General features: G+C 71.9%; 10 protein-coding genes. 3 read left to right on the forward strand and 7 right to left on the reverse strand.

Annotated features, from left to right (window positions below; genetic code table 11):
- Positions 1-75: 75 nt before the first annotated feature.
- A complete protein-coding gene (locus ACZ4UU_RS35935; protein ID WP_471907588.1) occupies positions 76-723 on the forward strand; it encodes an isochorismatase family protein in 648 nt (215 codons plus the stop codon).
- A gap of 6 nt (positions 724-729) precedes the next feature.
- Here the strand turns inward: ACZ4UU_RS35935 and ACZ4UU_RS35940 are convergent, their stop codons facing one another.
- Positions 730-2,055 carry a lysine N(6)-hydroxylase/L-ornithine N(5)-oxygenase family protein gene (locus ACZ4UU_RS35940; protein ID WP_471907589.1) on the reverse strand — a complete coding sequence of 442 codons (1,326 nt, stop codon included), beginning with the start codon at positions 2,053-2,055 and terminating at the stop codon, positions 730-732.
- A gap of 84 nt (positions 2,056-2,139) precedes the next feature.
- Here ACZ4UU_RS35940 and ACZ4UU_RS35945 point away from each other — a divergent pair, with 84 nt between their 5' ends.
- A complete protein-coding gene (locus tag ACZ4UU_RS35945) occupies positions 2,140-3,093 on the forward strand; it encodes a methionyl-tRNA formyltransferase (RefSeq protein WP_471907590.1) in 954 nt (317 codons plus the stop codon).
- Between the two features lie 86 nt (positions 3,094-3,179).
- On the forward strand, positions 3,180-4,196 hold the full coding sequence (locus ACZ4UU_RS35950; RefSeq protein WP_471907591.1) for an iron-siderophore ABC transporter substrate-binding protein: 1,017 nt from the start codon (positions 3,180-3,182) through the stop codon (positions 4,194-4,196).
- A gap of 88 nt (positions 4,197-4,284) precedes the next feature.
- Here ACZ4UU_RS35950 and ACZ4UU_RS35955 read toward each other — a convergent pair whose 3' ends face one another.
- The 6 genes from ACZ4UU_RS35955 to panD are packed head-to-tail and all read right to left on the reverse strand — an operon-like array spanning position 4,285 to position 24,069.
- On the reverse strand, positions 4,285-7,752 hold the full coding sequence (locus tag ACZ4UU_RS35955) for a non-ribosomal peptide synthetase (protein WP_471907592.1): 3,468 nt from the start codon (positions 7,750-7,752) through the stop codon (positions 4,285-4,287).
- A gap of 27 nt (positions 7,753-7,779) precedes the next feature.
- A complete protein-coding gene (locus ACZ4UU_RS35960) occupies positions 7,780-15,612 on the reverse strand; it encodes an amino acid adenylation domain-containing protein (RefSeq protein WP_471907593.1) in 7,833 nt (2,610 codons plus the stop codon).
- Positions 15,609-20,195 carry an amino acid adenylation domain-containing protein gene (locus tag ACZ4UU_RS35965; RefSeq protein WP_471907594.1) on the reverse strand — a complete coding sequence of 1,529 codons (4,587 nt, stop codon included), beginning with the start codon at positions 20,193-20,195 and terminating at the stop codon, positions 15,609-15,611. Before ACZ4UU_RS35965 ends, ACZ4UU_RS35960 begins: the two co-directional genes overlap by 4 nt.
- Positions 20,192-23,392, reverse strand: a complete 3,201-nt coding sequence (locus ACZ4UU_RS35970) for an amino acid adenylation domain-containing protein (protein ID WP_471907595.1) — start codon at positions 23,390-23,392, stop codon at positions 20,192-20,194. Before ACZ4UU_RS35970 ends, ACZ4UU_RS35965 begins: the two co-directional genes overlap by 4 nt.
- Positions 23,392-23,610 (reverse strand): MbtH family protein, encoded by a 219-nt coding sequence (locus tag ACZ4UU_RS35975; RefSeq protein ID WP_471907596.1) that lies wholly within the window; start codon positions 23,608-23,610, stop codon positions 23,392-23,394. Before ACZ4UU_RS35975 ends, ACZ4UU_RS35970 begins: the two co-directional genes overlap by 1 nt.
- Before the next feature lie 3 nt (positions 23,611-23,613).
- A complete protein-coding gene (gene panD, locus ACZ4UU_RS35980; RefSeq protein WP_471907597.1) occupies positions 23,614-24,069 on the reverse strand; it encodes an aspartate 1-decarboxylase in 456 nt (151 codons plus the stop codon).

Consider the following 24,069-nt stretch of genomic DNA (forward strand, 5'->3'; position numbering starts at 1 on the left):
CCAACGACAAGACATCCAACTTAGGCGAGGCTAACCTAAGTAGGGTTTCCCCGACTCACCGAAGGGCAACCCGAGATGACGCCTGGCTCGATCTTCCCGTACGTCATGCCGACCGCCGCGATGCTGCCCGACGACACCACAGGGTGGACGCTGGACCCCGGCCGGGCCGCTGTCGTGGTGCTCAACTTACAGAGGCGCTTCGTGCGCGTACTGGAGCAGGAGGGCGCCCCGGTCACCGAACTCCTCGCGAACACGGGCCGGTTGGTGCGTGCCGCCCATGCCGCGGGCGTGCCCGTCATCCACTCCGTGCCCGCCGGGGAGCGCGGACCGGCGGTGTACGTACGCCGCTCCGGTGCGCCGGCCGACCGGGACGGCGAGGCCTTCGCCCGCCAGGTCGAGCCGCGCACCGGGGACACCGTGCTCACCGCCCGCAAGCACAGCGCGTTCGCGCGGACCCGGCTGGACAGCCGGCTGCGTGACCTGAAGCGGGACCAGGTGGTGATAGCGGGCCTGTTCGCCCGGGTCGGTGTGCTGATGACCGCGGCCGACGCCTGGGTGCAGGACCTGGAGCCCTTCGTCGTCGCGGACGCGGTCGCCGACGCGTCGGCCGGGAGCCATGGGTTCGCGCTGGAGTGGATCGCGGACACGTGCGGGGCGGTGACGTCCACCGACGGCGTGCTGGCGGTGTTCGACCCCGCCGTGCCCGCGGCGGAAGCGGTCTGACCCGGCTCAGACGGACGCCGTGCGGCGGGCCAGCAGGGAGCGGTGGATCTCCCCGGCGCGGATCGCGGTGGTGGACAGCAGGGTCGAGGTGAGTCCGTGGGTGTGCTCGGTGCCGCCCTGGAGGTAGATCCCCGCCGTGACGTCGTTCGCGGTCTCCACACGGTGGTCACGGGCGACCCGGATCGCGTCGCCGTCGTCCCGCAGACAGACCTTCGCCGCCTCGCCGAGCAGGGCGGTGAGGTCACGGGGCCGGTAGCCGGTGGCGTGCACGAGCAGGTCTGCCCGGAGGGTCTGCTGCTCCCCGGTCGGCAGGAACTCCACCGCCACGTCGATCGCGCCGTCGCCGCGTTCTCGCACGTCGCGGATGCGGGAGACGTTGAGGAAGCGCAGCCGCTCCCGGCCGGTGACCTTCTCCTGGTACGCCTGGGCGTACAGGGCCTCGATCAACTCCATGTCGACCACGGAGTAGTTGGTCGAGCGGTGGTAGTCGAACAGGGACTGTTTGACCTCGGAGGGGGCGGCGAAGTAGACGTCCACCGCCTCCGGGTCGAAGATGCGGTTGGCGAAGGGGCTGTCGTCGGCGGGGGTGTAGCCGTACTTGGCGAACACCGCGCAGACCTCGGCCTCGGGGAAGGAGCGGTGCAGATAGTCGACGGTCTCGGCGGCACTCTGCCCGGCCCCGAGGACGACCGCGCGGCGCACCGGCTCACCGGCGGCGGCGAGTTCGGTCACCCGGGGCAGTAACTGGCTGTTGTGCCAGACGCGTTCGGACAGTTCGACGCCGGGCGGCACATGGGGTTCCAGGCCGACCGCGACGCTGATGTCACGGGCCCGGCGGGTGATGGTCCGGCCGGGGCGCTCCGGGTCACGACAGACCACGTCGAAGTGCGTCACCGTGCCCGTGTCGTCGCGCACGGGGTCGATGGCGGTCACCACATGGCCGTACGCCACCAGGTGCCGCACCCGCTCGGCGGCCCACTCGAAGTATTCGTGGAACTCCACGCGGAGCGGGAAGAGCGTCTTCTGGTTCAGGAAGTCGATCAGCCGGCCGCGCTCACGCAGGAAGCACAGGAAGCTGAAGTCGCTGGCCGGATCGCGCAGCGTGACCAGGTCCTTGAGAAACGACACCTGCATGGTGGCGTCGTCGATGAGCATGCCCCGGTGCCAGCCGAAACCCGACTGCCGTTCCAGGAACAGGGCGTTGATCCGACGGTCCGCCGGAAGGTTCGCGTTGTGTTCGTCAATCGCTATGGCCAGGGCGAGATTTGACGGCCCGAAGCCGATTCCGAGGACGTCGTAGGTGGTGTCCGATCCCGTGAGCGGTGACTTCACCGTGGCATCGCCTCCCTCAGGCAGCCACATGTTAGATAAGGTTAGCCTTACCTTGCAATGGAGCCCGCCGAAGGGGAGAACCGCATGCGCGTCGCCATGTTCGGCTACCAGACCTGGGGCCACCGCACACTCCAGGCCCTGCTGGACTCCGATCACGAGGTCGTCCTCGTGGTCACCCACCCCAGGAGCGACCACGCCTACGAGAGGATCTGGGGCGACTCCGTCGCCGAGCTGGCCGAGAAGCACGACGTCCCCCTCCTCCTGCGCAACCGACCCGACGACCCCGAACTCCTCACCGCGCTGCGCGAGGCCAGGCCCGACATCCTCGTGGCCAACAACTGGCGCACCTGGCTGCCGCCGGAGCTCTTCGACCTGCCCCCGCACGGCACGCTCAACGTCCACGACTCGCTGCTGCCGTCCTACGCCGGCTTCTCCCCCATCATCTGGGCGCTCATCAACGGCGAGGAGCGCGTAGGCGTCACCGCGCACCGCATGAACGCCGAGCTGGACGCCGGGGACATCCTGGTGCAACGCTCGGTGGCGGTCGGTCCGACCGACACGGCAACGGACCTGTTCCATCGCACGGTCGACCTGATCGCGCCCATCGTGCGCGAGTCGCTCGACCTCATCGACTCCGGCCGGGCGGCCTCCCACTGGCAGCCCCAGGACCGCAGCCGCGCGAGCTTCTTCCACAAGCGGTCCCTGGAGGACAGCCGCATCGACTGGCGGTGGCCCGCGGAGCGCCTGGAGCGGCTGGTGCGCGCCCAGTCGGACCCGTATCCCAACGCGTACACGTTCCACCGCGGACAGCGGATCAGGATCGTCTCGGCCGCCGTCTCCGAGGGCCGCTACGGCGGCACTCCGGGCCGCGTCTTCATCCCCGAGGGCGACGGTGTGGTCATCGTGGCCGGCGCGGACGCGCACAGCGGCCGGCACCCGGGACTGGCCATCCGGCGGCTGCGTACCGACGACGGCACGGAGTACGCGGCGAGGGACTACTTCCGGACGATGGGGGGCTACCTCACCACCCACCCGTGATCAAAGATCGCCAACTACCGTCAAACACAAAGAAGTTGTCCGAAACGCATTGCTAAGGCAAGGCTTACCTTGCTTTACTGGCGCGCATGTCGAGAAAGCTCCTCAGCACCCTTCTCACCGTCGCCCTGGCCGCCGCCCTGGCGGCCTGCGGCTCCGTCAAGGACGACTCGAACACCTCCTCCGACGCTTCCGGAGACGCGAAGGCGGACTCCTCGTCCGCCTTCCCGGTGTCCATCAAGCACAAGTTCGGCACCACGAAGATCACCAAGGCGCCCGAGCGGATCGTGGTGATCGGCAACGGCGGCACCGACGACATCGACGCGCTGTACGCCCTGGGTGTCACGCCGGTCGCGGTCTCCAAGGACGCCCTCAGCAAGGACGGCGTCTACCCCTGGCTGAAGGACAGGATCGACACCAAGAAGACCGAGCTGCTCGACACGCTGACCGCCGTCGACTACGAGAAGGTCGCGTCCCTGCAGCCCGATCTGATCCTCGCCACCTCCGACTTCACTCTGGACAAGGACTACAAGAAGCTCGCCGCGGTGGCACCGACCATCGGTTACGAGACGGCCTGGGGGCAGCAGACCTGGCAGGAGCACGTCCAGGTGGTCGCCCAGGCCGTCGGCAAGGAGGAGCAGGGCGCGCAGGTCATCAAGGAGACCGAGGACAGCATCGCCGCCGTGAAGGAGAAGCACCCGAAGCTCCAGGGCAAGACCTACAGCCTGTCCATCGGCAACACCCCGGCGAAGATCTTCACGATCGCCTCCGAGGACGACTTCGCCGCCAAGCTGATGAGCCAGGTCGGGATGGGCCTGACCTCGTCGGTGAAGAACATCAAGACGGTCAACGGCAGCCCGACGGGCGAGCTGTCCTTCGAGCAGCTCGACAAGCTCGACGCCGACCTGGTCGTCATCGCCTTCACCACACCGGATCTGAAGAAGGCGTTCGAGTCCAGTGACCTGGTGAAGAACATGGCCGCGGTGAAGGACGACCGGTACGTCGTCACCGACGTCGCGACCATCAGCCAGCTCCGCAGCCCGTCCGCGCTGGGCATCCCGTGGGCGCTGAACAACCTGGAGCCGGGCTTCGAGAAGCTCGACTGACCGTCCGCGCTCGACTGACCCGCCCGAGGGGGGCGACGAGGGAGGGGCGGGGCGCCTATGGCACCCCGCCCCTCCCCCTTGTGTCTTCTCAGGTGTCGCGCAGCGCGGAGTCGATCTCTTCCGCCGACATGTCCTCGATCTCCAGGTGGATCGCGGCGACCTGTTCGAGCCGCCCGGCGGTCTCCTCCTCGGCGGAGAGCCGCTTGGCCATGCCGCCCGCCGTGAGGGTCGCGAAGAGGGAGCGTACGGACACCTCCGAGGTGTCCAGCGCCTCCCGCAGCCGGCCGACGATCACGGTCGCGAGGACCGAGTCGCCGCCGAGGGCGAAGAAGCCGTCGTCGAGGCCGACGTGTTCGACGCCGAGGACGTCCTGCCAGACGCGGGCCACGACCGTCTCCAGGGCGGTGCCGGGGGCCCGGTGCCGCTCCGCCTCGTCCACCTGCCACAACTCCTGTACGGCACGGCGGTCGAGTTTGCCGTTGGAGGTGAGCGGGAGCTCCTCGGCCACGGTGATCCGGGCCGGGACCATGTGCGGCGGCAGTACGGAGCGCGCCCAGTCCCGCAACTCGTCCTCGGCCGTACCCGCGTCGGCGGCCACGGCGGCCGCCAGCTGCACGCCCTGCCCTCGGGTCAGCCCGGCGACTGCGCGTCGGACGGCGGGGTGACCCGCGAGCGCCGACTCCACCTCGCCCAGCTCGATCCGGAAACCGCGCAGCTTGACCTGGTGGTCGCGGCGGCCGAGGAACTCCAGGGTGCCGTCCGGCCAGTACCGCGCGAGGTCGCCGGTGCGGTACCAGCGCAGCCCGTCCGCCTCGGTGAACTTCTCGGCCGTACGGGACGGATCGGCCCGGTAGCCGAGCGCCACCCCCTCCCCGCCGATCCACAGCTCACCCGGCACCCAGTCCGGACAGTCCCGCCCGTGGCTGTCGACGACCCGGCAGCGGACGTTGCGCAACGGAGTCCCGTACGGCACCGCCCGCCAGTGCGCCGGTACTTGGCTGTCCGTCACCTCACAGACCGTCGAGTGGATCGCGGTCTCCGTCGTCCCGCCCAGCCCGGTGAACCGGCACCCGGGTGCCCGCTCGGCCAACCGCCCGGGCAGGTCGGTGCCAACCCAGTCGCCGCCGAGCAACACCACCTTCAGGCCGGTGAGTTCGCCGGGGGCGGTGGCGAGCAGGAACATGTCGAGAAGCGCGGGTACGCAGTTGAGGACCGTCACTCCATGGGTGCGGACGAGGTCGGCCCACTGGCTCGCCTCGCGCCGGTCGTCCTCGTCGATCAGCACGACGGCTCCGCCCTCGCTCAGCAGCCCGAAGACGTCGTAGACGGAGAGGTCGAAGTCCAGGGCGGACAGGGCCAGACAACGGTCGGAAGTGCCCACGCCGTAGCGGTCGTTGAGGTCCTCGATGGTGTTCATGGCGGCCCGGTGCGGGACTTCGACGCCCTTGGGCTCACCGGTGGAGCCCGAGGTGAACAGCACGTACGCGGGCTGCTCCTCGTCGACCGCGACCGGCCGCGCGAGGGGTGCGGCGGTGCGCAGGGCCTCCGCGACCGGCAGGGCGTCGAGGCCGACGTCCTCGAACGGGCGTCCGTCGGTCAGCGCGACACGGAACCCGGCGGTGGCGCGGATGCGGTCGCGGCGGGCGGGCGGCTGCTCGACGCCGATCGGCACGTACGCGGCGCCCGCCGCCAGCGCGCCGAGGACTGCGGTGATCTGGTCGGGCCCCTTGGGAAGGCTGACCGCGACCGTGTCGCCGGGCCGCACACCGTGCGCCACGAGGGCGGCGGCCGTACGCAGTGCGCGATCCGCCAACTCGCCGTAGGACAGGGCACCTTCGGTGGCCCACAGCAGGGCCGGGGCTTTCGGCCGCTCGGCGGCGCGTTCGAAGAAGCCCTGGTGGAGCAGCCGGTGGCTGCGCGGGCCCTCGGTGGAGTTCACCTTGGCGCGGACCGCCGACTGCTCGGCGGGCAGCAGAGCGGGGAGCGTGCGCTCCCAGACCGTGTCGTCGGTGCCGAGCCGGGTGACGAGCCCGTGGAAGGCGGTGAACATCGCGTCGACCAGGCCGGCCGGGAAGGCGTCCTCCCGGACGTCCCAGTTGACCAGCAGTCCGCCGTCGACCTCGGTCACCTGGGCGTCGAGGAGTACCTGCGGCCCCTGGGAGATGATCCAGGCGGGCTTGCCGAAGGACTTCCGCACGCCCGCGTCGAAGAGCTCGCCGAGGTTGAGGGCGCTGGTGAACACCACGGGTGCCAGGACCTGTTCGCCGCCCAGCCGGGACAGGTCCCGCAGGACCTCGACACCCGAGTAGTCGGAGTGCGCCGCGTCGGTGTGCATACGGTCCTGGAGGCGCCGCGCGTGTTCGGTGAACGAGCCCGGTTCGGTCAGGTCGACGTCGAGCAGCACCGAGCTGGTGAAGTCCCCGACGAGGAGGTCGATGTCGGGGTGCGAGCCCCTGCGGTCGAACATCGGGACGTTCAGCAGGAACCGCGGCTGTCCGCTCCAGGCCGCCAGCACCTCCGAGAAGGCGGTCGCGACCGCCATGGCCGGGGTCAGCCCGTGCTGGTGGGCGCGGGCGGTCAGCCGCCGCTTCTCGTCCGGCGGCAGCCAGTGGTGCCGACGGGTCACCCTTGTCGGGTCGGTGCGCTCGGCCTCGGGGACGACGGGGAGTTCGGGGGCGCTGGGCAGTTCGGGTAGCCGCTGCTGCCACCACCGCTGTGCCTGCTCGCGGCTCAGCCGCCGGACGTCGGCGCGCTCGGCGAGGTACTCCGGATAGCTGGTGCGGATGGGCGGGAGCGCTGCGCCGGGGTCCTCGTAGAGTTTGGCGAGGTCGGAGAGCAGCACCCGGTAGCTGAGCGCGTCCGCGGCGAGCATGTCCACGTCGACGTGCAGTCGGCTCGCCCCGTCCGGCAGCAGCGACAACTGCACGGAGAAGACCTCACCGGCGGCGATGTCCAGGCGGGCGTGCGAGGAGGAGTGGCGGACGTCCTCCAGTGCGGCCGCGGCCGCGTCGGCGTCCAGCGTGCGCAGGTCGTGGAGGACGGTCGCGGGGCCGGTGAACTCGGGCAGGATCTGCTGGCGGCCGTCGTCGGTGAAGCGGGCGCGCAGCATGCCGTGCCGGGCCGCGAGGGCCCGTACGGCCGTGTCGAGGCGGTCGGGGTCGACGCCGGGGCCGTCGAACTCGACGTAGAGATGGGCGGCGACCGAGCCGAGGGTGGTCTCGTCGCCGCGGCCGATCCAGTACGCGTGCTGCATCACGGCAAGCGGGAACGGCTCGCGGGGTTCGGGAGCGGGAGGTGGCGGGGCCGGGGTCTGTTCGGCGGCCGGGACGTGGGCCGCGAGCAGCTCCCGCCAGGCGCGCAGCGTCGGTTCCTTGGCCAGCTCGGCGAAGCTGACCCGGACGCCCCGCTTGCGCCAGCCGCCCGCGATCTTCATCAGGGTGATCGAGTCCAGGCCCCAGGCGATGAGGCTGTCGTCCTCGCTCGGCGCCGCCTCCGCGCCGAATGTGTCGGTGACCGAACGGAGCAGCTCGTCCGCGGTCGGGTTGTGCTGCGTCACCGGTTCCTCCGAAGTCGTCCGTGGGGCTCAGAATTCGTCGAGGTCGTTCTCGAAGTCGTCGAGGTCCTCCTGGGTCAGTTCGACCAGGGGGAGGTCCGAGGGGGTGAGGCCGCCTGCCGGGGTGTGCCGGGCCAGGCCTTGCAGGGCGAGTTCCCAGAGGCCGAGCAGGTCCCGTGCCTCGGCCTCGGTCAGGAAGGAGTCCGGCCAGGAGACGGAGACGTGCAGCCGGACGCCGTCCGTCTCCTCCTCGACGGCGACGGCGTTGATCTCCAGACCGAAGACGGTGGTCGGAGTCGGCACCCGGAGCATGGGGGCTTCGGGAGCGAGCTCCCACGGCTCCTCCTTCGAGCCGGAGGCGGTGAAGCGGCCCAGGTAGTTGAAGAGGATCTGCGGCTGCGGCAACTTCTCCAGGGCGGGCGCGGTGTCGGGGTTGAGGTGGCGCAGGAGGCCGTAGCCGATTCCGTGGTCGGGGACGGCGCGCAGCTGCTCCTTGATCCGCTTGAGCGCGATGCCCGCGGCCGGCCCTCCGGACAGCGCTTCGTCCACGTCCAGCGGGCCGGGGTCGATGCCGAGGGGGTGGAAGGTGGTGAACCAGCCGACGGTGGACGACAGATCGACGCCCTCGGCGATGCCGTCCTCGCGTCCGTGCCCCTCCAGTCCGACCAGCAGCGCACGGCCGGTCAGGTCACCACGCCGCTCCCGCCAGGCCGAGGCGGCGAGGGCGAGCGCGGTGAGCAGGACGTCGGGGACGGCTGCGTGATAGGCGGCGGGCACCTCGGCCAGCAGGGGCTCGGTGAGGGCGGGTGGCAGCACCAGGCTGTACTCCTGTGACGTGGCCCTGGCGTCATGGCTGCGGTCGATCAGCGGACGTGCGTCGTCCAACGCCCTTGTCCACCAGGCCAGTTCGCGCACCCGGTCGGGCTTGCGGGCCTCCTCGCCGAGGAGCCTGCTCCAGGTGCGGAAGGAGGTGCCGCCCCGGGGCAGGGCACGGCCGGACCGCCAGGCCTCGGCCAGGTCGGCCAGGATGATCCGCCAGGACACACCGTCGACGACCAGGTGATGGGCGACGAGCAGGAGGCGTCCCGAGTCGGTGAACCAGACGGCCTGGAGCATGCGCCCGGCCGCCGGGTCGAGCCGGGCCACCGCGGCGGCCAACTCGTCGTCGAGAGCCGTGTCCCGCACCTGGCTGAGCAGGTCGCCCGCACGGACCGCTCCTTCGGCCGGTACGACCAGCTTGTCCGTCAGTCGTGCGCGGAGCACGTCGTGGCGGTCCAGTACCGCTTGGAGTACGTCGACGGCGGTGTCGTACGTCAGATCCGGCGGGGTCACGAGCAGCACCGCCTGGGCGAGCCCGGCGTAGGAGCCGTCGGGGCCTGCCGTCCAGTGCATGATCGGGGTCAGGTCCGCCTCGCCGACCGGCTCGTCCCCGAGGGCTGCGTCGGCGGGCTCGGCGGAGGCGGCCGCCGCGAGGCCCGCCGGGGTGGGGGTCTGGAAGACCTGCCGGGGGCTGAGGTTCAGGCCGGCCTTGCGGGCCAGGGTGACCAGTCGGATGGAGACGATGCTGTCCCCGCCGAGTTCGAAGAAGTTGTCGTCGACGTCGACGCCGCTCAGCCCGAGGACTGAGGCGAACAACTCGCAGAGCAGGCGCTCGCGTTCGTCGGCGGGCGCGCGGGTCGGTGTGCCGGAGACCGGGGTCCGCGGTGCGGGCAGGGAGCCTCGGTCGACCTTGCCGGAGGGCAGGAGGGGGAAGGAGTCGAGGGCGGTGAGGGTGCGCGGCACCATGTGTTCGGGGAGCCGTTCGCGGAGCCAGCCGGGCAGGTCGCCCAGGTCGTCGGCGGCCAGGTAGTACCCGGCGAGCTGCTTGACGCCCGGGGCGTCCTCCCGGATGGCCACCACCCCGCGCCGGACGCCGGGATGCTGTTCGAGGATCGCCTCGATCTCCTCCAGCTCGACCCGCATGCCGCGGATCTTCACCTGGTTGTCCGCCCTGCCGAGGAACTCCAGGGTGCCGTCGCGCTGCCACCGCACCAGGTCGCCGGTGCGGTAGAGCCGTTCGCCGGGCGGGCCGAACGGGTCGGCCACCCAGTGGTCGGCGGTGCGGCGCGGGTCGTTCACATAGCCGCGGCCGAGGTAGACGCCCCCGGCGTACAGCTCGCCCGGCACCCCCACCGGCACCGGCTGCAGGCGGCCGTCGAGGACGTACAACCGCGTGTTGCCGTTGGGCCGGCCGATGGAGACGGCGCTGCGGATGGCGCCGGTGCGGTAGACGACGTGGCTGACGCCGATGGTGGCCTCGGCCGGTCCGTACCCGTGGTACATGACGGCCGGGCTCGCTGCGCGGAAGCGGGCGAACAGCTCGGGGGTGAGCACCTCGCCGCCGCACCACACGTGCCTCAGCGAGCCGGCCCGGCGGGCGAAGCCGTCCAGCTCCAGGAGCAGGTCGAGCATCGAGGAGACGAGGTAGGTGAAGGTCACCCGGTGACGCTCGACGGTGTCGAGGAGGTAGTCGACGTCGCGTTCGCCGCCCGGTTCGGCGATCACCACACGGCCACCGTTCACCAGCGGCAGGAAGATCTCGTTGATGGAGATGTCGAAGCCGAGCGGTGCCTTGAACAGGGCGGCGTCGTCCGTCCCGAAGCCGAGCAGCCCGCGCTGCCACAGCAGGCGGTGCGCGATGGCCCGGTGCCGGATCATCGCGCCCTTGGGGACGCCGGTGGAGCCGGAGGTGTGGATGACGTAGGCGAGGCCTTCGGGGTCGACGGGGACGTCCGGGTTGTCCGGATGCTCCGGGCCGTCCAGGCGCACCTCCACGAACGGCGGTGCGTCGTCCCCGAGAACGGCGCCGTCGCCCTGCTTGCCCAGGACCACCGTCAACGCCGCGCTCCGGCACACCTCGGCCACCCGGCGCGCCGGCCACGACGGTTCCAGCGGCACGAACGCCCCGCCCGCCTTCAGCACGGCGAGCAGTCCCACGACCATCTCCACCGAGCGGTCCAGGTGGATCCCGACGCGGCGCTCGGGGCCGACACCGAGTGAAGTCAGCTGCTGGGCAAGGCCGTTGGCGCGGGCGTTGAGCTCGGCGTACGTCAGTCGCGTCCCGCCCTCGATGCCGTACTCCACGGCCGTGACGCGAGGAGTCCTCGCCGCCTGTTCCTCGAACAGCGCGGTGAGGGTGGTGGCCGGCATGGGGTGCGCGGTGTCGTTCCACTCCCCCAGCGTCAGTGCCCGCTCGCGCGGGGTGAGGACGTCGGCGAGGGCCACGGGCAGATCCGGGCGCCGGGCCAGGCCGCCGACCAGCCGCACGAACCGCTCGACCATGTCCTGGGCGGTTTCGTCGTCGTACAGGTCGCGGCTGTACACGAGCGCACCGGTGATGCCGGCGCCGTCCGGCTGTTCGAAGACATGGAAGGCGAGGTCGGTCTTCGCGGTGTAGAAGTCGACGCGCGGTTCGCTGAGCGTCAGCCCCGCGAAGTCCCTTGTCGCCTGCGGGGCCTGCTGGTGCGCGAGCATCACCTGGAACAGCGGATGCCGGCCCATGGAGCGGGTCGGGGCGAGCATGTCCACGAGCCGCTCGAACGGCAGGTCCTGGTGGGCGTAGGCGTCCACGTCCGTCTCGCGCACCCGGGCCAGCAGGGTCCGGAACGTCGGGTCGCCGGAGATGTCGGTGCGCAGCACCAGGGTGTTGACGAACAGGCCCACCAGGTCGTCGAGGGCCGCGTCGCCCCGGCCGGCGACCGGGGTGCCGAGGGGGATGTCCGCTCCGGCCCCCAGGCGGCCGAGCAGGACCGCGAGGGCGGCCTGGAGTGCCATGAAGACGGTGCCGCCCGCCTCCGCGGCGAGGTCGCGCAGCGCGCGATGGACCTCGGCGTCGAGGGTGAAGTGCACGGCTCCGGCCCGGTAGCCGGCGACGGCCGGGCGAGGGCGGTCGACCGGGAGCTGAAGTTCTTCGGGTATCCCCGCCAACTCCCGTGACCAGTAGTCCAGTTCGGCGTCGGCGAGGCCGCCTTCGTCGAGCAACCGCCGCTGCCACAGCGTGTAGTCGGCGTACTGCACGGCAAGCGGCGGCCACTCTGGGCGGGTGCCGCGCAGCCTGGCCGCGTAGGCCGTCTCCAGGTCCCGCAGCAGTGGCTCCGCCGACCATCCGTCGGTGGCGATGTGGTGGACGAGCAGGAGCAGGATGTGCTCGTCGGGGGCGAGAGCGTACAGCGTTGCCCGTACGGGGATCTCGGCGTCCAGTGCGAAGGAATGGGCGGCGGCCTCGCGCAGCAGGGCGTCGACCTGCCCGGCCCGGGTCTGTACGACCTCGAAGGGCACGGTGGCCGCCGGCAGGATCCGCTGGTAGGGCGTGCCGTCGTCGTCCGGGTAGATCGTGCGCAGCGCCTCGTGGCGGGCGACGACGTCGTTCAGGGCCGTGCGCAGGGCGGCCGCGTCGAGCGGTCCCGTGAGACGGACCGGGGTGTGGATGTTGTACGTCGGGCTGGGTCCTTCCAGCCGGTACAGGAACCACAGCCTCGCCTGTGCGGAGGACAGCGGCACCGTGGCCGGGCGGGAGGCCGGCCGCAGCGCGGGGCGCTGTTCGGCGGCCGGAGCCTCCAGGAGCGGGGCGAGCGCGGCGACGGTCGGTGTGTCGAAGACCGCCCGCAGGGGGACGACGGCCCCCAGCTCGGCCCGGATGCGGGCTATCAGGCGGGTGGCCAGGACCGAGTGGCCGCCGAGGGCGAAGAACTCGTCGTGGATGCCGATCGTGGGCAGCCCGAGCAGGTCGGCGAAGAGGGCGCAGAGGGTCGCCTCCGCCTCGTTGCGCGGTGCCGCGGCGGTGGTGAGGTCGGAGAGGTCGGGGGCGGGCAGGGCCGCGCGGTCGAGTTTGCCGTTCGGGGTGAGCGGCAGCTCGGCGAGGATGACGACGACGGCGGGCACCAGGTGTTCCGGGAGCGTCGCCTTGAGGTCCTGCCTGACCCGCAACGGCTCCAGCGGGGCCCCGGGGCGGGGCACGGCGTAGGCGACCAGCCTCGGTTCGCCCGGCTGGTCCTGACGTACCGTCACGACTGCCTGCGACACGCCGGGCAGTGCGGCCAGGGCGGCCTCGGTCTCGCCGGGCTCGACACGGAAGCCGCGGATCTTCACCTGGTCGTCGGACCGGCCGAGGAACTCCAGTGCCCCCTGTGTGTTCCAGCGCACCAGGTCGCCGGTGCGGTAGAGGCGGGCGCCGGGCGGTCCGTAGGGGTCGGCGACGAAGCGGTCGGCGGTGAGGCCGGGGCGGCCCAGGTAGCCGCGGGCGAGCTGGGCGCCGCCGAGGTAGAGCTCGCCGGAAACGCCCGGTGGTACCGGGCGCAGGTGTTCGTCCAGGACGAGGGTGCGGGTGTTCCACACCGGGCGGCCGATCGGTACGGACCCGGCGGCGGACCTCGTCCCGGCGGCGCACGGCCAGGCGGTGACGTCGACGGCGGCCTCGGTGGGGCCGTACAGGTTGTGCAGTTCGGTGCCGGGCAGCAACTCGGCGCAGCGGTCGGCCAGTTCGGTGGGCAGGGCCTCGCCGCTGCACACCAGCCGGCGGAGCACGCCGCGTGCCCGCCCGGTGCCCGGCTCGTCGAGGAAGACGCGCAGCATCGAGGGGACGAAGTGCGCGGTCGTGACACGTCGTTCGTGGATGAGCTCGGCGAGGTAGCCGGGGTCGCGGTGGCCGCCGGGGCGCGCGAGCACGAGGACGGCCCCGGTGATGAGCGGCCAGAAGAACTCCCACACGGAGACGTCGAAGCTTGCCGGTGTCTTCTGCAGCACCCGGTCGCGCGGGCCGAGTCGGTACGTGTCCTGCATCCACACCAGCCGGTTGACGATCCCGGCGTGCGGGACGACTGCTCCCTTGGGCCGGCCGGTGGAGCCGGAGGTGTGGATGACGTAGGCGGGGTGCTCGGGGCGCAGGGGCTGCAGGCGGTCGTCGTCGGTGAGTTCGGCGGAGTCGAAGGCGGTGGTGTCCGTGTCGAGCAGGAGGAGTGGTACTCCGGGCGGCAGGATCCGTGCCGTGTCCGGGGCGGTCAGGACGAGTGACGGCTCGGCGTCCTCCACCATGAACGCCAGCCGCTCGGCCGGGTATCCGGTGTCCAGCGGAACATAGGCCGCACCGGCCTTGAGCACCGCCAGCAGCGCCACCACCAGGTCGGTGCCGCGGTCGAGGGCCACCCCGACGCGGTGCTCGGGGCCGACACCGTGGGAGATCAGCAGGCGGGCGAACCGGTTGGCGCGGGCGTGCAGTTCGGCGTAGTCGAGAGCGGGTCCGCCGTCGTCGGCGATGAGGGCGGGCGCGTCGGGGGTGCGGGCGGCCTGCCGGTCGAGGAGGTCGGTGAGGTGGGGGGCGGCCGGGACGGGGTGGTCGGTGGCGTTCCACTCCGCCAGGACCCGGCGCTGCTCGGTCTCGGTCATCAACGGCAGGCGTGAGACGGGGAGGTCGGGCTCGGTGAGAGCCGCCGCGAGGAGCGTCTCGAGGTGGCGGAGCTGCCGGTCGACGGTGGCCGGGGTGAACAGGGCGCTGCGATAGGTGGCCTCGATCCGCAGACGGCCGCCGGTGAGGAACGCCTCCAGGGAGAGGTCGAACTGGGTGGTGTCGTTGTGGACGGTCTCCCATTCGGCGGTCACCCCTGGGAACTGCGGCCCTTCGAGTCCCTGGGTGAGGAAGAGGAGCATGACGTCGAAGTAGACGGCGCGTCCCGGGTGCCGCTCCGGCTTCAGCTGCTCGACCAGCTTGTCGAAGGGCATGTCCTGGTGGGCGTATCCGTCCGTGCACAACTTCCGGACCCGTTCGACCAGTTCGGCGAATCCGGGGTCGCCGTCGAGGTCGGCGCGCAGGGCGAGGGTGTTGCCGAAGTTGCCGATCAGCTTTTCGAGGCCGGGGAGGTCGCGGTTCATGACGGCCGAGCCGATGGGGATGTCGGTGGCGCCGGTGGTGCGGTGCAGCGTGGCGGCCAGTCCGGCGAACAGCACCATGAAGGGGGTGACGCCCGCGTCGCGTGCGAAGGTGGTGAGCCGGTCGGTGACGGCGGGGGCGAAGGTGTGGAAGCGACGGTCGCCGTGCGCGGTGGGGTGGGCGGTGCGGGGGGCGTCGATGGGCAGGGTGAGGGGGCGGGGCGCTGGGGTCAGGGCGGTGCGCCAGTGGTCGAGGTGTCCGGCCAGGCGCTCGTCGGTCCAGGTGGTGTGCTGCCAGTGCGCGAAGTCGCCGTACTGTACGGGTAGTTGCTCCAGGCCGGCGTCCTCGCCGGTGGCTGCCGCGCGGTAGAGGCCGGTCAGGTCGCTGGAGAGTGCGTTGAACGTGCCGCCGTCCCAGGCGATGTGATGCACGGTCAGGACCAGGGTGTGGTCCTGCTCCGTCCGCCGGATGAGCAGGGTGCGCAGGGGGTGGTCGGCGGCGAGGTCGAAGGGGGTGGCCGAGGCGGTCCTGGCCAGGTCCGAGGCTTGTCGGTCCTGCTCCTTCTCCGGCAGGCCGCGCAGGTCGGCCGTGGCGAACTCCAGCTCCGCGCCCGCGTCCACGATCTGTTCCGGCGTGCCGTCCTCGGCGGCCGGGTGGCGGGTGCGCAGCACCTCGTGGCGTTCGATCAGGCCCTGCAATGCCGTACGCAGAGCGGGCGTGTCGAGGGGGCCGCGCAGGCGGATCGCGAGGCAGACGTTGTAGGCGGGGCTGGCCGGGTCGAGTTGCTGGAGGAGCCACATCCGGGACTGGGCGTACGACAACGGCAGTCCGGCCGTGTCCGCCGGGCGCCGGGGGATCCGCTCGGAGCGGGCCGCGGTGTCGGTCAGGCCCGCGCTCTCCAGCCTGCGGCGCAGGAGTTCGCGCTTGCGTGCCGCGAGGTCGGCGGTGGGGGTCTGCGTCACTGGTCGCCGCCTTTCAGAAGCAGTTCGAGGGACGTGGTCCACAGCGCGGCGAGCCGTTGGATCTCCGGCTCGGGGAAGAGCCGTTCCGGCCACTGCCAGCACACCGAGAGTTCGGCGCCGGTGATCACCGCGTCGACGACGAGGGCGTAGGGGGCGGGCATCTCGGGGTCGGCGCCGCTGCCCATGGCACCGGTCTCGGGTGCGCTGGTGAACACGGCGTTCTCGCGGCGCTCGCCGATGGTCATGCGGCCCAGGTAGTTGAACTGGATCTGGGGCTCGGGGAGTTCAGCGAGCTTCCGGTTCGCCTCGGGGTCGAGGTGGCGGAGCAGGCCGTAGCCGACGCCCTTGTCGGGCAGGGCGGCGAGCTGGTCGCGGACGCGGCGCACCTGGTCCGCTGCGGGCGGCGGCCCGGGGTCCAGCCGGACCGGGAAGACGCTGGTGAACCAGCCGAGGGTGCTGGACAGGTCGGCTCCGGGGACGAGGTGCTCCTCGCGGCCGTGGCCCTCCAGGGCGATCAGTACGGAGGGGTCGGGGGCGCCGCGCCAGGCCGGTACGGCGAGTGCCAGCGCGGTGAGCAGCACGTCCTGGACGGACGCGGTGGTCGTCAGGGCCTCGGTGATGTCAGGGCCCAGGGTGGTCCAGTGCCGGCGGACGGTTGCCCGGGTGTCGTGGGCGGGGTCCAGGGGGCCGGTTCCCAGAGATGGTTCGGGCCGGTCCAGCACGCCCTTCCAGAAGGCGAGTTCGGGTGACCGGTTCGACGCCGGCACCTGGAGCCCCTGCGCCCACTCCCGGAAGGAGGTGCCGACGGGCGACAGGTCCCTGCGCTCCCAGGCGGCGGCCAGATCGGCGACGAGCACGCCCCAGGACGCGGCATCGGTCACCAGGTGGTGCAGCACGACCAGGAGCCGCCCCTCGCGACCGAATCCGGCGTCGAACCACAGGAACCGCGCCACCGCCCCGACGGCCGGGTCGAGTTCGGCGACCAGCTCGTCCATCGCCTCCGGCACCAGGGCGCCGATCGCCGTGTGGTCCAGACGCTCGGCGCCGATCCGGCGTACGCAGTCGGCGGCGCCGACCGTGCCCGCGGGTGCGGCGTGGAAGCGCCAGGAACCGTCGGCCGCCCGGGCGAAGGTGGAGCGCAGCAGGTCGTGCCGGTCCAGGACGGACTGGATGGTGCGGTGCAGGCCGTCGAGGTCCATGTCGGGCGGGGTGCGCAGAAAGCGGGCCTGGCTGAGCGCGCGGAACGGGCCGCCCTGTTCGGTGAGCCAGGTCAGGACGGGAGTGAGGGGGATGTCGCCGGTTCCCGCGTCGGGGTCGTTGGTGCGGAGTTCGGTGCTGCCCGCGAGGCGCTCGGCGGTGGCCGCGTGTTCGGCGAGTTCCGCGACCGTGGGCCGCTCGAAGACATCGCGGGGCGAGATCGGCAGCCCGGCCGCCCGTGCTTGGCTGACCAGTCTCATCGACACGATGCTGTCACCGCCGAGGACGAAGAAGCTGTCGTGCACGCCGACCGCGTCCAGCCCGAGCACCTCGGCGAACAGCGCGGCGAGCCGCTCCTCGACCGGGTTCCGGGGCGGCTGCGCGGCCGGCCCCGCGGAGCGGGAGGGTGCCGGGAGGGCGGCGGTGTCCAGCTTGCCGTTGAGGGTGAGCGGGAAGCCGTCCACCGGGACGAAGGCCGACGGGACCATGTAGTCGGGGAGTACGGCGGCGACGGCGCGGCGCAGTAGTTCGGCTGTGTCGTCGGCTGTGTCCTCGGCCGGGGGTGCGGGCGTCGGCGCGGTGGGGTGTGCGGGCAGTGGTTCGGAGAGGATGACGTAGGCCACCAGGCGCCGTACGCCGGGCGTGTCCTCGCGGACGACGACCGCCGCGCGCTCGACCAGGTCGTGCTCCAGCAGCACCGCCTCGATCTCGCCGGGTTCGATCCGGTAACCCCTGATCTTGACCTGGTCGTCGACCCGGCCCAGGCACTCCACCAGGCCGTCGGCGGTCCAGCGGGCCATGTCGCCCGTGCGGTACATGCGGGCGCCCGGGCTGTCCGCGAAGGGGTCGGCGACGAAGCGGCCCGCGGTGGCGGCGGGTTGGCCGAGGTAGCCCCTCGCCAGGCCCGCTCCGGCCACGTACAACTCGCCCACCACGCCGACGGGCACGGGGTTGAGGTGGCCGTCCAGGACGTAGAGGGTGCCGCCGGCCACGGGGCGGCCGATCGCCGGTCGCTCGGTGAGGGCGAGGTCGCAGTCCGCCGAGTCGACGGTGCATTCGGTGGGGCCGTAGAGGTTGTGCGCGGCGAGACCGGGCGTGTCGCGCAGGGTGCGCCACAGGTCCGGGGGTACGGCTTCTCCGCCGACGCCGAGCACCTTCAGCCGGGCCTGCCAGTCGCCGCCCTGGGCGACGAGTTCGCCCAGCAGTGACGGGGAGAGCTCGATGAACTCGATGCGGTGCCGGGCGAGGAAGTCCCGTAGGGCGGTGGGGTCACGGCGGACGTCCTCCGGGACCATGTGCAGTTCGTGGCCGGCGAACATCCACAGCATGGGTTGCCAGGAGGCGTCGAAGGCGGTGGGCCAGGCGTGGCCGACGCGGAGGGCTCCGCCGGTTGCTGTGGAGGCCGGTTGGTGGAGGGCGTTGTTGTGGGCCGTGAAGAGGTTGGTTATGGCTCGGTGGGGGATGACCACGGCCTTGGGGCGGCCGGTGGAGCCGGAGGTGTAGATGACGTAGGCGGGGTGTTCTGGGAGCAGGGGTTGGAGTCGGTCCGCGTCAGTGAGGTCGGAGGCGGGGGTGTTGGCGAGACGCTGCTGAGTGTCCGGGGTGTTCAGGAGGACGGAGCGCTCGGGTGGAGACGACGGTTGGCGGCTGCGGGTCCCGCGCCCCTGAAGGGGCGTTGCGGTCGACGTCGTGATGAATGCGACAGGGCCGGCGTCCGCCAACATGCCGGCTGTGCGCTCCTCGGGCCATTTCGGGTCCAGGGGCAGATAGGCCGCGCCCGCCTTCTGGATGGCCAGGATCGCTGTCATGGTGTCCGGAGTGGGTGGCAGCGCGAACGCCACGATCTGTTCCGGGCCCGCACCCAACTCGACCAGCCGTCGGGCCAGTTGGTTCGCGGCGGTGTTCAGTTGGGCGAAGGTCACGTGCTGGCCCTCCCCCACCACCGCCACGGCGTCCGGGGTTCGGGCCGCCTGGGCCTCGAACACCTCCGGCATCGTGCGGTACGACGGGGTCGGGAGCCTCTCGCCGAGGCCTCGCGTCAGCAGGGCGGCCCGCTCGCCGGGCGCGAGGACGTCCAGGGTGGCCAAGAGGGCGTCCGGGTCGGCCAGTACCGAGTGCACCAGCCGCTCGAAGCGTGCGGCCAGTTCCTCCACCGCCGTACGTTCGTAGCAGTCGGGGCGGAACTCGAAGACGACGCCCAACCGGCTCTCGGCGAGCACGGCCAGAGTCAGGGGATAGTGGGTGGCACCCGAGCCCTTGACGTCCACGATGCGCAGCCCGGCCGACGTCTGCGCCTGCGCGACCGACGCCTCGTCGATGGGGTAGTTCTCGAAGACCAGGAGGGTGTCGAAGAGGTCGCCGCCGCCCGCCAGGCGCTGGATCTCGGTGAGGCCCAGGTGCTGGTGGTCCATCAGGCGGGACTGTTCGTCCTGGACGCGGCGCAGGAAGGCTCCCGCCCGCTCCCCCGGCGGTACGGTCACCCGGACCGGCACCGTGTTGATGAACAGGCCGATCATGGACTCGACACCGGCGAGTTCCGCGGGCCTGCCGGCCACCGTCGCGCCGAAGACCACGTCGTCGCGGCCGGTCAGGCGGGCCAGGAGCAAGGCCCACAAGCCCTGCACGACCGTGTTGACGGTGACGCCACGGCGCCTCGCGAACTCCTGTATCCGGCCCGTGAGTCTCTCCGTGAACCGCAGGGTGTGCAGCTCAGGGAGTATCGGGACCAGGCCGGCGGCCGACGGCGACAGTACGGTCGGTGCCGCCCCGGCCAGCGCCTTGCGCCAGGCGTCGGCGGAGGTCTGGCAGTCGCGGGAGGCGAGCCAGGCCAGGAAGTCCCGGTACGGGCGTACGGCGGGCAGGGGGGGTGTGGCACCGGGGGCGAGCTGGGCGGCGTAGAGCTGGAGGAGTTCGCGGACGAGCAGGGGGATGGACCAGCCGTCCAGCAGGAGGTGGTGGTTGGTGAGGATCAGCAGCCATCGGTCGGTGGCGCGGCGGACCAGGGTCAGGCGGAGAAGGGGCGGGTCGGTGAGGTCGAAGCGGGCGGTGGCGTCCTCGGCGATCAGCCGGGCCGCCTCGTCCTCGTCCGCGGCGGCCGCCTCGGACCAGTGGACCGGAACCTGCTTGAGCACCACCTGAACGGGTTCGTCCAGGTCCTCGTGGAGGAAGGCGCTGCGGAGGTTGGCGTGGCGGGCGAAGAGTTCCTCGGCGGCGGTGCGCAGCAGGGTGGGGCGCAGGGCGCCCTCGATCTCCACCAGGGACTGCATGGTGTAGACGTCCTGGGCGCTCTCGTCGAACAGGGCGTGGAACAGCAGGCCCTGCTGGAGCGGGGAGAGCGGCAGAACGTCCTCGACCAGGGAACCGTCGTCCCCGGGTGCCTTGCTCATCGAGTCCTCCACCTCGCCTTGACGTTGTCGAGCTGCGACTGGCTGAGTGACACGAGCGGGGCGCCGGTCGGAGTGAACTCCTCGGTCGCCGGGGCGGTTTCGTCGGGTAGGGCGCCGGCGAGTCCGGCCGGGGTGCGGTGGGTGAAGACGTCCCGGGGGGACACGGTGAGGCCGGCTCTGCGGGCTCGGTCGGCCAGTCGGACGGAGACGATGCTGTCGCCGCCGCGTTCGAAGAAGTCGTCGTGGATGCCGACCCGTTCCAGCCCGAGCACGTCGGCGAACAGTCCGCACAGCACCTTCTCCGGTTCGGTGCGGGGAGGTTCGTAGATGGACGACGTCTGTGTGAAGTCGGGGGCGGGCAGGGCGCGTCGGTCGAGTTTGCCGCTGGGGGTGAGTGGCAGTTCCTTGAGGATCACCACCGCCCAGGGGACGAGGTGTGCGGGGAGCCGTTCGGCGAGGGCGCGGCGCAGGGCGAGGGCGTCGAGCGCGGCGCCGGGGGCCGCCACCACGTAGGCGACCAGGCGTCGTGGTGCCGAGCCGTCCTGCCCGGGTCCGCCCTTCGTGGCGACGACCGCGGCCCGGCCGACGTCCGGCAGTGCGCGGAGCGCCGCCTCGACCTCGCCGGGTTCGACCCGGAAGCCGCGGATCTTCACCTGGTCGTCGGCCCGTCCGAGGAACTCCACCGTGCCGTCGGGCCGGAGCCTGGCCAGGTCGCCGGTGCGGTAGAGGCGGCTGCCCGGGGGGCCGAAGGGGTCGGCGACGAAGCGCTCGGCGGTGCGGCCGGGTCGGCCGAGGTAGCCGCGGGCCAGGCCGGCTCCGGCCAGATACAGCTCGCCGACCGCCCCGACGGGGGACGGGCGCAGGAACGGGTCGAGGACGTGGACACGTGTGTGCGCGATCGGCCGCCCGAGCGGCACCGCGCCGTCGCCGCCGTCGTGGACGTGGATCAGGCTGTCGCCGGCCGCCTCCGAGCAGCCGTAGAGGTTGACCAGGCGAGCCTGCGGCCAGCGGCGGGTGAGGGCGTCGGCCAGTTCTCCGGGGAGGGTCTCGCCGCTGGAGATCCAGGTGCGGACGGTGCAGAAGGTGTCCGGCGGGGCGGATTCGACGAGGGTGGTGTAGAGGCTGGGCACCGCCGTGAGGAGGGTGGCGCCGTGGCGGTCGGCCAGTACGGCGAGGGCCTTCGGGTCACCGGTCGCCTCGTCGTCGGCGAGCGCCACGGCCTCGCCCGCGACCAGGGCGCCGAGCAGTTCGGTCAGACCGTCGATGAAGCTCAGCGGGCTCTTGGCGACGCGGACGCCTCCGGGGGACCCCAGCTCCCGGCCCCAGTGCAGACGGTTGGCCAGGGCGCGCTGGGTTCCGATGACGCCCTTGGGACGGCCGGTGGAGCCCGAGGTGAAGATGACGTACGCCGGGTGGTCGGGCGACAGGGGCGGGAGCCGGTGCTGCGGTGCGGCTGTCTCCGCGTCCGGCGGGCACACCAACTCCCCTTGGATGCCGAGCCGTCGTGCCGTCGACGTCTCGCAGATCACCAGCAGGGGCCGGGCTTCTTCGAGCATCAGCGTGATGCGGTCGGACGGGTAGCCCGGGTCGACCGGCATGCAGGCGGCGCCCGCCTTCAGTGCCGCGAGGAGTGCGGTGACCAGGTCGGTTCCGCGGGGCAGGGCGACGGCCACCACGGACTCCGGTCCGGCGCCGCGTGCGGTCAGGGCGGCCGCCAACCGATCGGCACGGGCGTCGAGTTCGGCGAAGGTCAGGGTGGTGTCGCCGTGGAGTACGGCGGGGGCGTCGGGGGTGCGGGTCGCCTGCTCCTCGAAGAGGGCGCGGACCGTGGAGTGCGGGAGGGGGGCCTCGTCCGAGGTGGGGAGTTCGCCGCTCGGAGCGTTGGCCAGTCGAGCCACGGGGGTCACCGGGCTTTCGACGAACTCCCGTATCAGACTGTCGAGTTGCGCGGCGATGGCGTTCACCGCCTCGGCGTCCAGCACGGAGGGTCGATGGCTGAGTGTCAGGGTCAGCCGGGGTCCGGGCAGGGCGGTGAGGGTCAGGGGGTAGTGGGTGGCGTCGTGGACCGAGACCTCGGTCATGCGCAGGCCTTCGGAGCCGAGGGCCTGGGCGATGCCCTCGTCGTCGATGGGGTAGCTCTCGAAGACCAGGAGGGTGTCGAAGAGGACGGTGTGTCCGGTGGCGCGCTGGATGTCGGCGAGGCCGAGGTGGCGGTGGTCGAGGAGGGCTGACTGCTCGGACTGGAGTCGGGTGAGCAGGTCGGCGAGGGGTTCCGCGGGGCGTAGCCGGACGCGGACCGGCAGGGTGTTGATGAAGAGGCCGACCATGGACTCGATACCGGGGACGTCGGCGTCGCGGCCGGAGACGGTGGCGCCGAGGACGACGTCCGTACGGCCGGTAAGCCGGCTCAGCAGGACGGCCCACAGCCCCTGGAGCACGGTACTGACCGTCACTCCACGGGCGCGGGCGGCGGTGTTGAGCGCCTCGGTCTCCCGCTGGGAGAGTTCCCACGCGTGCCGCTCGGGCTCCTCGGCGGGCAGGTCCCGGGCCTGGGGGGCGATGAGTGACGGCTCGTCAAGTCCGGCCAGGGCGGCCTGCCATGCGCGTTCGGCGGCGGCGCGGTCCTGTCGGGCCAGCCAGGCGAGGTAGTCGCGGTACGGCCGGACGCGGGGCAGGGTGTCGTGGTCGTGGGCGCCCCTGGCGTAGAGCTGGAAGAGTTCGCGCACCAGGACGGGCGCGGACCAGCCGTCCCAGAGCAGATGGTGGGAGGAGATCACCAGGCGGTGGTCGCGTTCGTCGAACGTGACCAGCCGGAAGCGGACGAGGGGCGGCCGGGCCAGGTCGAACCGTTCTGCGCGGTCGTCGGCCAGCAGCCGCTCGAAGGCCGCCTCGCGCTCCGGCGGCGTCAGCGCGGAGAGGTCGGTGACCTGCCAAGGGGTACGCACCACCCGCCTGATCACCTGGACCGGCCGCCCGGAGCGCTGGGTGCGGAACGCGGCCCGCAGGTTGGCGTGCCGGGCGAGCAGCTTCGCGACCGCCACGCTCATGAACAGCTCGTCGACCGGCCCTTCGAGGCGGAGGGTCATCTGTCCGGTGTAGACGTCGTGGCCCTGGGCGTCGTACAGCGCGTGGAAGACCATTCCCTCCTGCATCGGCGACAGGGGGAGAACGTCCTCCACGGCCGGGCGGCCGGCCATCAGCCCTCGGCCCGGCGCATGGCCTCGGCGAGGCTGCGCGGGCGCATGTCCGTCCAGTGCCGCTCGACGTACTCCAGGCAGGCGGTCCGGGCGGCGGGGCCGTGCACGGACGACCATCCCGCGGGTATCGGCGCGAAGTCCGGCCACAGGGAGTGCTGGCCCTCGTCATTGACCAGGACACGGAAGACGCCGCTGTCGTCGTCGAAGGGGTTGGCCATGGCTCAGTTCCTCTCCTGCTCGCCGGACGGGCGTGGCGCGGTGTGGGTGAAGGCTCCGGTGAACTGGTCGGGCGCGCCCGGTACCGCTTCGGCGGGGTCGGCGCCGAGCGCGACGATCCGGTTGGCCTTGTCGACGTGGACGACCCGGGGCCGGTGGGCGGCGCGCTCGGACTCCTCGAGCGCGGCGAAGGACATGATGATCACCAGATGGCCGGGGTGGACGAGATGGGCGGCGGCGCCGTTGATCCCGATGACGCCGCTGCCGCGTTCGCCGGTGATGGCGTAGGTGGTGAGTCGGGCTCCGTTGTCGATGTCGACGACCTGGACGGCCTCGCCCTCGACGATGTCGGCGGCTTCCATGAGGTCCTGATCGATCGTCAGGGATCCGACGTAGTGCAGATCGGCTTGAGTGACGGTGGCTCGGTGGATCTTGCCGTTCAGCAAGGTGCGGTGCACCAT

The sequence above is a fragment of the Streptomyces sp. NPDC028907 genome (genome assembly GCF_055564995.1).

Excerpts from the sequence above, each read along its gene's own strand:
- panD (WP_471907597.1), bottom strand. The coding sequence starts at position 24,069 with ATGGTGCACCGCACCTTGCTGAACGGCAAGATCCACCGAGCCACCGTC.
- ACZ4UU_RS35975 (WP_471907596.1), bottom strand. The coding sequence starts at position 23,610 with ATGGCCAACCCCTTCGACGACGACAGCGGCGTCTTCCGTGTCCTGGTC.
- ACZ4UU_RS35970 (WP_471907595.1), bottom strand. The coding sequence starts at position 23,392 with ATGGCCGGCCGCCCGGCCGTGGAGGACGTTCTCCCCCTGTCGCCGATG.
- ACZ4UU_RS35950 (WP_471907591.1), top strand. The coding sequence starts at position 3,180 with ATGTCGAGAAAGCTCCTCAGCACCCTTCTCACCGTCGCCCTGGCCGCC.
- ACZ4UU_RS35935 (WP_471907588.1), top strand. The coding sequence starts at position 76 with ATGACGCCTGGCTCGATCTTCCCGTACGTCATGCCGACCGCCGCGATG.
- ACZ4UU_RS35965 (WP_471907594.1), bottom strand. The coding sequence starts at position 20,195 with ATGAGCAAGGCACCCGGGGACGACGGTTCCCTGGTCGAGGACGTTCTG.
- ACZ4UU_RS35945 (WP_471907590.1), top strand. The coding sequence starts at position 2,140 with ATGCGCGTCGCCATGTTCGGCTACCAGACCTGGGGCCACCGCACACTC.